Origin of the sequence: Arthrobacter sp. EpRS71 (assembly GCF_001512285.1) — a bacterium.
Classification (GTDB): Bacteria; Actinomycetota; Actinomycetes; order Actinomycetales; family Micrococcaceae; genus Arthrobacter.
In genome coordinates this window covers 1,312,348-1,325,145 of record NZ_LNUV01000006.1, presented here as the reverse complement: position 1 = coordinate 1,325,145, position 12,798 = coordinate 1,312,348, and the positions used below count along the sequence as shown (strand labels likewise).

Below are 12,798 nucleotides of genomic sequence, written 5' to 3'. Positions count from 1 at the left end.
ATGTTCATGCTCGGAACTGTCACTAAATGCCATCCAGCGGGACCTATCAGGAGCTAGCTCAGCGAGCTCTTCGCTTCGTCCATTGCCTTCTTGGCTGCCTCTTGCGGTGACATCCGGTTGAAATGGACTTCCAGGCCATAGCGGCCCAAAGCCTCGACGGCGGAGCTGGACCCCGCCGGGGGAACGGGCACGGCATCTCCCAGTTCGGTGGAGATCTCATCGATGAATTTGGCAGTGACGGCGTCCTCCGGCGTCAGCTTGGGAAGGACTGCGGCCCGGACCTCCGAGTTGCCTGGGATACCACGATCGGCCAAGGCGATTTCACCGGCCTCCACATTGTTGGCGAGGAAGTCAATGAATTTCTGCACCTCGGCCGGGTGCTTGGTCCGTGAACTCGCGGACCAGAACTGGGAGGACTTGTAGAACTGCTGTGCACTGGCGGAGCTGCCGTCCGTGCTCGGTGGACGGTGGATCTCCAACGGCTGGCCCGACGCTTTGGTGAGGGCGCTCAGTTGATTGGACCAGTACCAGGCGAGTCCGAACCTATTGGTAGCCAATCCTTGCTGGTCAACGGAGGCCGTGGCGTCCTCCGTCATCACGGATGCGGGCGGCACGGCCTTGGAATCACGGAGCTCTGCCTGGTATTCGTACCATCCGGTCAAGTCGCCCTCGTCGAAGCCGAATTTGCCGTCGGCGGTGAAGAGGGACTTACCGTGTTGGCGGAACCAGAGGTTCATGGGTGCGTCACCGCTGACAGCACCCGAACCGTAAACCCCGCTCTTGCTGCCTTCGGTAATGGAGGCGGCTGTCTTGTTGTATTCGTCCCAGGTCCACGTCTTGTCATCGGGCAGTGTGACACCGCTGGCTGTGAGGATCGAGGGATTTGCCAGGACCACTTGCGCGTTCACCCCGGCGGTTATGGCGTACTGCTTGCCTTCAACCTTTCCGGCGTCTGCCACTGCTGAGTCGAACTTGGCGAGGTCCACGTCTTTCAGCTCGAGCAGCGCGCCGCGTTCGGCGTACTCACCCAAGTAGGCGGCGTCCATTTGAATGATGTCCGGGGCGTCCTGGGAAGCCACTTGCGTGGCTAGTTTGTCCCAATAACCGGACCAGTCGCCGTATTCGCCCTTGATTTTGATGGTGGGATTCTGCGCTTCAAAAGCGTCAATAAGTTTTTGGGTCATCTTGTGCCGGACGTCCGAACCCCACCAGCTGAAGCGAAGGGTGACGGTGCCGTCCGAGGAGGCCTGCTGGGATCCGCTGCCACAGCCGGTCATGGTGATGGCGACGGCGACCGCCGCTGCTGCGACTTTGGCGGCGAGGTTTTTTCGTGCTCGAGTAGACATCAAACGTCCTTATCTGAGTCGTGCGCTACGGGCAGAAAACGCTTTCTCAGATTAGATGTGTGCTACATCACTCGTCAAGGGAGTTTTTGTGTGTTTGAGCAATCCTTCTTAACAAAAGCACTCAAACTGCTGACGCGCTCCTACGGGCGTCGGCGGGCCGAGTAGCGCCATAGCAGGAATCCAATCACTACCGCGGACAGCATGCCCAACGCCCCCGTGACCACCAGTCCGGTCCGGACGCCAAACTCCTCAGTGAGCCACCCTGCCAGCAGACCGCCCAAAGCGTGACCGCCCAGCAGCAGCGGGAAGTACAGCGCCAGCACCCGGCCGCGCACGCTGGCGCCGGCCTCGAGCTGCACCGCCGTGGCTGCGCTGGTGAGGAACACCAAGGTCATGAAGCCCACCACAATGAGCATCACCACGAACCATTCCTGCGTGGGCATCACAGCAGCGAGCCCTTGCGTCAGGCCGAAGAGCCCGGCACTGGCCACGATCCCCTTCCGTCCAAAGCGCTTGATGCGGGTGGCCACCAACGCGCCTGCGAGTGCCCCCAATGCACTCACAGTGTTGAAGAGCCCAAAGCCAGCGGGACCGCTGTGCCACACTCCGTCCGCGAACGCCGCGAGGACTACCGGGCCGTTCATGCCGAACGCGCCCAGCAATCCCGCAAGGAGCATGGTCAGCAGCAGGGGTGGACGAGCCCGGACGAAGCGGAAGCCGGCCAGGATCTGGCCGCGCCGGGCACCAGGCTCAGGCGCCTCCGGCGAATGATGAAGTTCCCCCGGCCTGATGGCCGCGATCATCACCAGAACCGATACGCCAATCAAGGCGTTGGCTCCGAAGGCCGCCGCCGGACCCGCCTGGGCAATGACCACGCCCGCCAATGCCGGGCCGGCCATGGCTCCCAACTGCCCTACTGCACTGTTGAGTCCGATTGCGGCGGGCAGGCCGGCGTCGCCCACTACCTCGTTGACGAACACCTGCCGTGCGGGTCCATCGATCGCGCTGGTGATGCCCAGGGCGATGCAGGACGCATAGACCACCCACACATCCGTGCCGCCCATCGCGTTCCACACAGCCAGACCTGCGGCCAGCACCACGGCCACCGACTGACAGACAAGGAGGATCCGGCGTTTGGGGAAGAGGTCCACCAACACACCGCTGATGGGGCCCACCACCAGCATGGGAAGGAACTGGAGGGCAACGGCGACGCCAACAGCCGCCGGGCTGCCCGTAAGTTGCAGCACCAGCCAATCCTGGGCGAGGCGTTGCATCCACACCCCGCCGCTCCCTACGAGGGAAAGCGTGACAAAAATCCGGTAGTTGTGGTGCCTCAGCGGGTAATGCCAGCTTTCCGTGGAGCGGGCACGCGGTGCGGTGGATGTGGGGCGCAGTGGGAACGGGCGCGGCGACACGGAGTGTTCTGCTCGATTCAGCGGGTCGGGACGGATTCTTTATGGAGTTCTTGCATGGCTCATGCCCTTAAGGAGGCTCCTTAAGGGCATGAGCTGCACAAAAATCTCAACGATGGGAACGGATTTTGATGGCGGCAGCGGCCAGGATCAGGGTGCCGGGGACGATGACGAACAGGGCCTGGAGCATCCAGACGAAGACGACAGTCATGGACACTGCTGCGAGCAGGAGCAGCGAGCCGCTCCAGTCCCGCAGTGAATCAGCTTTCGCGCTGGCGTAGGCTGCGGCCCAGCGCTCGGGGCCGGGGACCTCTGCGGACTGCTGGTCGGCGTCGCCTTCCCACTTCACCCCGCCACTCCAGTTGGCGGCGATCCGCAGGAACAGCACTGCCCCTGCCGCGGCGAGAACCAAGGTGGCGGGCAGGATCGCTGCCCGGCCGGGCAGTTGACCCACAAGGGCGAGCAGCAGGTTCAGGACAATCACGACGGCGGCTGCCGCCGTCGTGATTCCGATCTTCCAACTGCCGGGAAGCGCAAGGCGGAAATTGCCCCACAGGCTGCGGAGGGAATCATCCCTGCCGCTGAGGTGCCTTTCCAGGTGCGCGACGCCGGCCGCATAAGCAGCCGGCGCCGTCACCAACGGGATGGAGAGAAGGAGCACGATGACTCCGGCCAGGATGGTCTCGGCGAAGAGGGCAAAGCGGTTGACCGGAAGGCCGGGATTCCCCGAGGACTTGCCTGTGGCGTTCATAGTGCTCATTCTCTGTTGTTCCTAACCCTTGAGGCCTTGCGTGGAGACGCCTTCGACGATGTAGCGCTGGAAGACCAGGAAGAAGACCAGGACCGGGAGGAGAGCCAGGACGGACATGGCGATCATGGCTCCATAGTCCGAGGACTGGGTTTGGTCCACGAAGAGCCGCAACGCCAACGGGAGCGGATACTTTTCCGGGGTGTTCAGGTAGAGCAGGGGGCCCAGGAAGTCGTTCCAGCTCCAGATGAAGGAGAAGATCGAGGTGGAGATCAGGGCCGGTTTCATCAGGGGCAGCATGATGGATCCGAAGATGCGGACATGTCCGGCGCCGTCGATGCGGGCTGCTTCGTCCAGTTCGGCCGGAAGGCCGCGCATGAATTGGACCATGAGGAACACGAAGAACGCGTCAGCGGCGAGGAACTTACCGATCAACAGCGGGATGTAGGTGTCCACGAGGCCGAGCTGCTGGAACACGATGTACTGCGGGATGATCACCACGTGGAACGGCAACAGCAGGGTGGCGATCATCATGCCGAAGAACAATCCGCGGCCCGGGAAGTTGATCCGGGCGAAAGCGTAGGCCGAGATGGACGCCGACAGGACCGTGCCCACCACTGCGCCGACGGCCAGGATCAACGAGTTGGTGAAGAACGTCAGGGTGGAGACCCCGCCGATTCCTTCCATGGCGGTGGCGAAGTTATCGAAGCTGAAGTTGTTCGACCACAGCGAGGTGTTGGCGCCGCCGATTTCGGAGTTCGGTTTGAACGATGACGCGATCATCCACAACGCCGGGTAGAGGACCATCGCCACCAGCGCCAAAGCGACAATGTGGAAGATGGTGCTCTTGATGCGTTTAGCCGTGCCGGACTCGGACTTCGGGTTGTACACCGGTGCCGGGGCGGTTTTGGTGGGAGCGGGCTGGGTGGGTGTTGCCATGGTTGTCATTTTGAATCACCGCTGTAGTGGACCCAGGACTTGGAGGTCTTGAAGAAGATCAGCGTGATGATGCCGACCACGATCACCAGGAGCCAGGCCATGGCCGAGGCGTAACCCATCCGGAAATCGGAGAAACCGCGCAAGTAAAGGTAGAGGGTGTAGAAAAGGGTGGATCCTGCCGGGCCGCCTTCACCGTTGGAGATGATGTAGGCCGAAGCGAAGATCTGGAAGGCGTGGATGGTTTCCATCAAAAGGTTGAAGAAGATCACCGGGGAGAGCATGGGCCAGGTGATGTTCATGAACTTCCGCACCGGGCCGGCACCGTCCATCGAGGCAGCCTCATACAGGTCTGCCGGGATCTGCTTCAGGCCGGCCAGGAAGATCACCATCGGGGCGCCGAACTGCCACACCGTCAACAGGATCATCATGCCCATGGTCATGTTCGGGTTGCCCACCCAACCACCGAGGTTGATACCGAAGAAGGACAAGCCCTGGTCCACCGGGCCGGAATCGCCGAACATGGCCTTCCAGACGATCGCGATGGACACCGACGCGCCAATCAACGAGGGGGCGTAGAACGCGGACCGGTAGAAACCCTGGCCCTTGCGTTTGCTGTTGAGCAGCATCGCGATCGCCAACGCCGCGGCGAGCTTCAACGGGGTACCGAAGACCACGTACTGCATGGTCACCCCTACCGACTGCAGGAACCGTTCGTCCTGGAAGAGCGAGACGTAGTTATCGAAACCGATCCACTTGGGGGCATCGAAGAGGTTGTAGTTGGTGAAGGAAAGGTACAGCGAGGAAATCATCGGGCCCACGGTCAGGGCGATGAATCCCAGCAGCCAGGGCAACAGGAACGTGTAGCCGGCGCGGGCGTCCGCCCCGCGCCGGCGCGATTTACGCGGCTGCGCGGGAGCGGACGCGGAACGCCTGCTCAAGGTTGGGCTTTGAGTCACAAGATCAGTCCGTCAGTGTTCGGGAAAGCCTGAATCAGGCGTTCTGCTTGATGAGGTCTTCGGCTTCCTTGAACCACGCATCAACAGCGCCGTCCACGGTGAGCTTGCCGTAGTTCAGGTCCTGCGTGACCCGCTTGAACGTGGACTCCAGCGTGCCGAACCCAACGATGGGCGGCTCGGGGGCGTCCTTGAGGTACTTCTCGATGGACTTCTCGTAATCGACAACGAGCTTGTCCGTGCCTTCGAACGTGGTGCCATCGCGCTGGGTCTTCGACGCCGGAACACCGCGGGAGGTCTTGAAGATCTGACCCACCTCGGGGTCATTGACCATGAAGTCGATGAAGCGGGCAGCAGCATCCTTGTACTTGGTCTTGGCGCTGGCCACCATCAGCATGGAGGGCTTGAGGAACAGGCCCAGGTTGTCCGGATCATCCGAGGGGACAGGAACGAGCTTGAGTTCCTTCGCGCCACTGTCGGCGAGGTAACCTGCCATGAAGTTATCCCAGGTGACTTCCGTGGCCGTGACATTGGAGCCGAACGGGGACTTGGGCAGCAACTGGGTGGTCTTGTCTTCGCCAACAATCGCTCCGGTGCCGCGCAGGTCCGCGGTGAGGTTCCACCACTTCTTCAGGTCATCCTTGGAGAAACCAAGTTTGCCGTCCTCGGTGAAGGCCTGGATGTTGTTCTGGCGCAACCAGATATTGAAGTTCCACCAGATGCCCGTGTAGTCGGTGCCACCGAACAACGTACCGTTGCCTTTGGCGCCCACTTCGGTCAGGAAAGCGTTGAATTCCTTATAAGTCCACGTGCCATCCGGCTCCGCGATACCCAGGCTTTGGAGCTTGGCAGGATCGTAGTACACCGCGAAGGCGTTGGTGCTGGTGGGGATGCCGTAGGTCTTGCCCTTGATCTGGCCCGAGGGAAGGAGCGACTTATCAAAAGAGTCCGTGTTGACCTTTACCGTACCCAAGTCCAGAAGCTGGTTCCGCTGCCCGTAATCACGCAGGTAGGACAGGTCCCACTGCATCACGTCCGGCAAGCCACCACCGGCAGCTTCGGTGGCCCGCTTCTGCCAGTACCCAGCGAAGTCCGAGAAGTTGCCGTTGACCTTGATGTCCGGGTTCTTGGACTCGAACAACGCTATGGCCTTACGGGTACGCTCCGCACGGTCGTCATTGCCCCACCACGTGTACGTGATGGTGACGGGGTTCTCCGCGGAGCCTGCCTGTCCTGCGGTGGATGACTGGCCACACGCAGCCAGGAACGCGGCCGATGCAGTGCCCAGAGCCACCGTACCCAGGAATTTCCTTCTATCGATCATGAGAGCCTCCTTGCTCAGTTGGTGCAAGCTTGTTGAGTTCTCTACAACGTGGCAGTGATCTCGCTTACACTCGTTCTGAATCGATACAATATCTCTAAACCGGCATCTGGGCAAGCGTTTTCCAAAGAACGCGTTTTCACCGCTACGCTGCACCTATAGCCTCAGTACCAGCACGGCCAACCTGACGAAGGAGTCCTCTTGACCTCCCCCGAAAACCCACACCGACCATCCGTCTGGAACAGCATCGACGGTCTTGCCTATGGCGGCGACTACAACCCGGAGCAATGGCCGGAAGAGATCCGGCGTGAAGACATCGAGCTCATGAAGGAAGCCGGGGTCAACTTCCTGAGCGTCGGCATCTTCTCCTGGGGACTCCTGGAACCCACCGAAGGAAACTACGATTTCGGCTGGCTGGACGACGTCATGGACAACCTGAACGGGGCAGGAATCAAAGTGGCCCTGGCAACGGCGACCGCTTCTCCCCCGGCCTGGCTGGCCCGGAAATATCCCGGGATCCTGCCCGTCACTGCGGAAGGAGTCAGGCTGGAACGGGGCTCGCGACGCCACTACACGCCGTCGTCGTCCGTGTACCGCAGGTACGCCACCGCAATGACCCGAGTGATCGCCGAACGCTACAAAGACCACCCGGCCCTGGCACTCTGGCACGTGGACAACGAACTTGGCTGCCACGTTGGTGAATTCCACGGCGAGGAGGACGCCGCCGCATTCCGGGCATGGCTGGAACGGCGATACGGTTCCATCGAGGCTCTCAACGAGGCCTGGGGAACGGCGTTTTGGTCGCAGCACTACGCTTCCTTCGAGGAAATCATTCCGCCTGGCGCCGCGCCCACCACGCTCAACCCCGGGCAGCAGCTGGACTTCGCGCGCTTCAACTCCTGGGCGTTCATTGACTACTACCGCGAGCTGCTGGCCGTGATCCGCGAAGTCACCCCCCACGTTCCGGCAACCACCAATTTCATGGTTTCAAGCGCCACCAAGGCTTTGGACTACTTCGATTGGTCCCAAGACATGGACGTGATCGCCAACGACCATTACCTCGTGGCGGCGGACCCGGAACGCGACATTGAGCTCGCATTCAGCGCGGACCTGACCCGCGGTGTTGCTGGTGGTGAGCCGTGGATCCTCATGGAACACTCGACGTCGGCGGTCAACTGGCAGCCGCACAACCAACCCAAAATGCCCGGCGAAATGCTCCGGAACTCACTAACGCATGTGGCCCGCGGAGCCGACGCCGTCATGTTTTTCCAGTGGCGGCAAAGCAAGGCCGGCTCCGAAAAGTTTCACTCCGCCATGGTTCCCCACGGTGGCCGCGATACCCAGGTGTGGCGCAACGTGGTGGACCTCGGCGACGCGTTGTCCAAGCTGGAACCCGTCAAGGGCTCGCGCGTCGAATCGCGCGTTGCGATCGTGTTCGATTACGAAGCCTGGTGGGCATCGGAACTGGACTCGCACCCGAGCAACTCTCTGAAATACCTGGACACCATGCGGGCGTTCCACCGTTCCCTGTATCTGCGCGGCATCACTGCGGATTTCGTCCACCCCTCCTCGGACTTGTCCGGATATGACCTCATCCTGGTGTGCACCCTGTACTCCGTCACGGACGCAGCAGCTGCCTCGATTGCCGCCGCAGCGGGGGCCGGCGCCACGGTTCTCATCAGCTACTTCAGTGGCATTGTTGACGAAAAGGATCACATCCGTTTGGGCGGTTACCCGGGCGCTTTCCGCGAACTGCTGGGGGTCCGGAGCGAGGAATTCCATCCGCTCTTCCCGGGCACGTCGGTCACCCTAAGCGACGGAACGGTATTTGAACCAGGAACACCGGGATCCGTGTGGAGCGAGCACGTGCACGCTGCCGGGGATACAGAGGTTCTGGCTACGTTCACCAACTACCCACTGGGTGACATCCCGGCCCTGACCCGGCGCCGCGTGGGCACCGGTACGGCCTGGTACCTCGCCACCCTTCCCGACGCCGATGGCATCGACGCACTGACCGCCCGACTCGTGGACGAAGCAGGGGTGACGGCCGCCGCCGAGGTGTCTTCCGGCGTCGAACTTGTCCGGCGGCGCGCCGCTGATGGCGGCAGTTTCCTGTTCGCCATCAACCACAGCCGGGCAGATGTCACGGTGAAGGCCGACGGCGACGAGCTGCTGAGCGGCGCACGCTTCACCGGCGTTGTACCCGCCGGCGCCGTGGCCGTCATCGCGGAAGACTGACCCAAGTAGGTAGCAGATCAGGTCGTTCTCAGCGCTGGGAACGACCTGATCTGCTACACAGTTGGGTAGGCACACGCAAAAACCGCGCCCCGGGTTGATCCTGATGGACCAACCCGGGGCGCGGTTTGCGTTGTAAATAAGCTAGCTGATGGCGGACTTCATTTCGTCCACAGCCTTCTTGCCGGCTTCCTCTGTTGAGAGCCTCTCGAACAGGACCTCGGAGGTGTAACGCTTCACAATTTCCTGAATAGCACCGGCACCCTTTGGCGGTGCGGCCGGAGCCTCCCCAAGCTCTTCCTTGATGCCGGCGATGAAGTCCACTACCTTCACATCTGCCTTGGCGAGCTTGGGAGCGATTGCGTCGCGGACTTCGGAGTTCGGGTAGACGCCGCGGTCTGCCAGGAGCGCCTCGCCGGCCTTGACGTTGTTGGTCAGGAAGTCGATGAACTTGGCCGTCTCTTCAGGGTGCTTGGTACGGGAAGACGCGGACCAGAACTGGGAGGCCTTGTACCAAAGCTTGGCGTCATCGGCCTTACCCGTCTTGGACGGGAAGCGGAGGATCTGCAGTTCGCCGCCGGCAGCCTTCTCAAGGGCCGGAAGCTGGTTGGACCACCAGAAGGCCAGTCCGTTCTTGCCGGTTGCCAGGCCGCTCTGATCAAGCGGGGCGGCTTCAGCTTCCACAACTTCCGATGCGGACGGAACAGACTTCTTTTCGCTGAGTTGCTTCAGGAAAGCCCACCACTCGGCGATGTCCGAGGGCTCGAATCCCAGCTTGCCGTCCTGAGTGTAGAGGGACTTTCCGTTCTGGCGCAGCCACACGCCCAGCGAGGCCTCATCCGTGCCGTAGGCAGCTGCGCCGTAAGTTCCCTTGGGCGACTTGGCGGTGATCTCGGCGGAGACCCGCTCGAAGTCTTCCCAGGTCCAGGTCTTGTCGTCAGGGATTGCGACGCCGGCGGCCTGGAAGACTGCCGGGTTGGCCAGGATGGTGGCTGCGTTGATGCCCGCGGCGATGCCGGTCAGCCCCTTCTCACCCTTGCCTGCATCCAAGGCGGCAGCATCCAGCTTGGAGGTGTCGATGTCGTACTTGGAGAGGTCCAGCAAGGCGCCACGGGTGGAGTACTCGGTGATGTACTTCTCGTCCATCTGGATGATGTCCGGAGCATCGTTGGCGGCAACCTGGGTGGCCAGCTTGTCCCAGTAGCCGCTCCAGTCGCCGTACTCGGGCTTGATCTTGATGTTGGGGTTCTCGGCCTCGAAGGCTGCGATGGCGGCCTGCGTTACCTGGGCGCGCTTGTCGCCACCCCACCAGGCGAAGCGAAGCTCCACTTTTCCGTCGGCGCTCTTCGCCTCGGACCCTCCGCCACCACCACAGGCGGTGAGGGCGAGGACTGCGGCAGCGGTGGCTGCAACGAGGGCTGATGCCCGGAGCTTGCGCTTGGTCTTGGGCGTTGATGGACGGGATGGTGAGGCGGCTGCGGGGGCGACTGCTTCACCCTTTGGTTTTACCGGCACTGATGTCTCCGATCTTCATTGATCATGATGCGATATGAGAAAGCGTTTTCCTACTGGTCACTATGGTACAAGTCACAATCTTGTATTACAAGATGCTGACTTGTATTACTTGTCCGGGAAAGTCCGACGGCGGGACTCACCGAAAAGCGTTACCCCCGAACGGCGGGACTCACCAAAGAGCGTTACCCCCGAACGGCGGAACTCACCGAAAAGCGGCGCTCACCGAAAAGGGGGCGCCCATAGCGAAGGGGGCGGCGGGCGCCGCCCCCTTCTGGCGGAACGAGTCGGTCTACTTGATGCCTGTGGTGGCGATGCCCTTGATGAGGAATCGCTGGCCGAACAGGAACACCAGGAACACCGGGAGCAGGGACACGATGGACATTGCGAAGAGCGATCCCCAGCTGGTTGCCGACTGCGAGTCAACGAAGGCGCGAAGGGCTACCGGAACAGTGAACATATCCGGGTCCGTCAGGTAAATAAGTGCGCCGAAGAAGTCATTCCAGGTCCAGATGAACGTGAAGATGGTGGTAGTGGCCAGGGCCGGAACCATCAGGGGCAGGATCACGCGGAGGAAGATCCTGGGGTGGCCGGCGCCGTCGATTCGTGCGGCCTCATCAAGATCCTTGGGAATGCCTCGGATGAACTGGACCATGAGGAACACGAAGAACGCGTCCGTGGCCAGGAGCTTGGGCACAATCAGCGGCCAGAAGGTGTTCACCCAGCCGATCTGGGAGAACAGGATGTACTGGGGCACGATCACCACGTGGAACGGCAGCATGATGGTCAGCAGCATGATGCCGAAGAAGATCTTCTTGCCGCTGAACTGCAGGCGGGCGAAGGCATAGGCGGCCATGGAGCAGGAGACCAGGTTACCCAGGATGGAGCCCAGGACCACGATCGCGGAGTTGATCATGTAGTGCCCGAACGGGTGCGTCAGGGCGGACCAGCCATCGGTGTAGTTGCTCATCTCCAAGCTCTCCAGCCAGAGGCCGGGTTCGCGGAAGATGAGATCGTTGGGCCGCAGGGAGGAAACCACCATCCACAGCAGCGGGTAGATCATCACCGCGCCCACAATGATCAGGATGGCGTGCTTGACCAGGCCCTTGATGCGGGCGCTGCGGCTGTAGGCCAGGCTGCCGGGGGATTCGCGGCGGCGCGGGCTCTTGCCTTCCTTGCCGTTCTTACCCGCGGAGCTACCGGACGCGGCGGGGAGGGTCTGAAGTTTAGTCATCGTAGAACACCCAATACTTTGAAGCGATGAAGTTGATGGCGGTGAAGGCACCGATGATGACCAGCAGGAACCAGGCCATCGCTGAGGCGTAGCCCATATCAAACTGGCCGAAGCCCTTTTGGTAGAGATACAGGGTGAAGAACATGGTGGAGTCGGACGGGCCGCCGTTGCCGCCGGAGACGATGAACGCCTGCGTGAACGACTGGAAGGAGCCGATGATCTGGAGCACCAGGTTGAAGAAGATGATGGGGCTCAGCATGGGCAGGGTGATCCGCCAGAACTGCTGCAAAGTGGTTGCGCCGTCCACCTTGGCTGCCTCGTAGTACATCACCGGGATCTGGCGAAGGCCGGCCAGGAAGATGATCATGGGGCTGCCGAAGGTCCAGACGTGCAGCAGGATGATGGAGCCAAGCGCCGTATTGGGATCCGAGATCCAACCGGGCCCCTCAATGCCCACCATCGCCAGAACCTGGTTCACCAGGCCGGTGGTGCCAAAGATCTGCTTCCACAGGATGGCAACCGCCACCGAGCCACCCAGCAGGGACGGCAAGTAGAAGATGGAGCGGTAGAACGGAAGGCCACGCAGCCCCTTGTCCAGGACCAGCGCGATCAGCAGGGCCACACCCAACTGGAGCGGCACACCCACCAGGACGTATGTGAACGTGACGCGGAGGGAATTGTGGAGGCGGGCATCGCCGAACATGCGGATGAAGTTATCCAGCCCCACCCATTCCGGCGGCTGCAGGAGGTTGTAGTCCGTGAAGGACAGGTACAAGGACATCAGCATGGGCCCCACGGTGATGGCCACAAGACCAATCAGCCACGGCAGAAGGAAGATGTAGGCGGCTTTGTTGTCGCGGCCGTTCGCCTTCTTCTCTTCTTTGGTCATGGGACCCTTGCGCCGGGTCATCGTTGAGAGTTCGCCTATAGCGCTCATTGCTTCCCCCTCGCCGGAGCGCGAACGCCTTGCGGCGTCCCCGTGCGTAGTACAGCGGCCATGTGGTCTCCTTTGGTCATCGTGGCCATCCACGGAGTTCGAGTCTGGTTGGTGCTTGCCGTCCGGGACGCCGCCGATCTACTGGCGCTACCCGTGAGTTG

At 61.6% G+C, this 12,798-nt stretch carries 10 protein-coding genes; 1 reads left to right on the top strand and 9 read right to left on the bottom strand.

The features are described 5' to 3' along the window. Positions 1–53: 53 nt before the first annotated feature. The 6 genes from AR689_RS16420 to AR689_RS16395 form a co-directional block, all read right to left on the bottom strand. Positions 54–1,346 (bottom strand): ABC transporter substrate-binding protein, encoded by a 1,293-nt coding sequence (locus AR689_RS16420; protein ID WP_062071827.1) that lies wholly within the window; start codon positions 1,344–1,346, stop codon positions 54–56. Positions 1,347–1,486: 140 nt separating this feature from the next. Continuing rightward, positions 1,487–2,761, bottom strand: coding sequence for an MFS transporter (locus AR689_RS16415; protein WP_062071825.1), 1,275 nt, complete (start codon positions 2,759–2,761; stop codon positions 1,487–1,489). Positions 2,762–2,867: 106 nt separating this feature from the next. Then, positions 2,868–3,509, bottom strand: a complete 642-nt coding sequence (locus AR689_RS16410) for a Poxvirus protein I5 (RefSeq protein ID WP_082698005.1) — start codon at positions 3,507–3,509, stop codon at positions 2,868–2,870. Positions 3,510–3,530: 21 nt separating this feature from the next. Next, positions 3,531–4,454: a carbohydrate ABC transporter permease gene (locus AR689_RS16405; protein ID WP_062071822.1), complete on the bottom strand. Its 924-nt coding sequence runs from the start codon at positions 4,452–4,454 to the stop codon at positions 3,531–3,533. Beyond that, positions 4,451–5,401 (bottom strand): carbohydrate ABC transporter permease, encoded by a 951-nt coding sequence (locus tag AR689_RS16400; protein WP_062071820.1) that lies wholly within the window; start codon positions 5,399–5,401, stop codon positions 4,451–4,453. Before AR689_RS16400 ends, AR689_RS16405 begins: the two co-directional genes overlap by 4 nt. Before the next feature lie 34 nt (positions 5,402–5,435). Continuing rightward, positions 5,436–6,722, bottom strand: coding sequence for an ABC transporter substrate-binding protein (locus tag AR689_RS16395; RefSeq protein ID WP_062071818.1), 1,287 nt, complete (start codon positions 6,720–6,722; stop codon positions 5,436–5,438). A gap of 198 nt (positions 6,723–6,920) precedes the next feature. Here AR689_RS16395 and AR689_RS16390 point away from each other — a divergent pair, with 198 nt between their 5' ends. After that, complete coding sequence (locus tag AR689_RS16390) at positions 6,921–8,957, top strand: beta-galactosidase (protein WP_062071816.1); 2,037 nt, start codon at positions 6,921–6,923, stop codon at positions 8,955–8,957. 141 nt (positions 8,958–9,098) lie between these two features. On the opposite strand, the gene AR689_RS16385 is transcribed toward AR689_RS16390, so the two are convergent. The 3 genes from AR689_RS16385 to AR689_RS16375 form a co-directional block, all read right to left on the bottom strand. After that, on the bottom strand, positions 9,099–10,469 hold the full coding sequence (locus AR689_RS16385) for an ABC transporter substrate-binding protein (RefSeq protein WP_062071814.1): 1,371 nt from the start codon (positions 10,467–10,469) through the stop codon (positions 9,099–9,101). A gap of 289 nt (positions 10,470–10,758) precedes the next feature. Beyond that, positions 10,759–11,700: a carbohydrate ABC transporter permease gene (locus tag AR689_RS16380; RefSeq protein WP_062071812.1), complete on the bottom strand. Its 942-nt coding sequence runs from the start codon at positions 11,698–11,700 to the stop codon at positions 10,759–10,761. Beyond that, a complete protein-coding gene (locus AR689_RS16375) occupies positions 11,693–12,637 on the bottom strand; it encodes a carbohydrate ABC transporter permease (RefSeq protein ID WP_024817937.1) in 945 nt (314 codons plus the stop codon). The genes AR689_RS16380 and AR689_RS16375 overlap by 8 nt, the downstream gene beginning before the upstream one ends. Positions 12,638–12,798 lie beyond the last annotated feature (161 nt).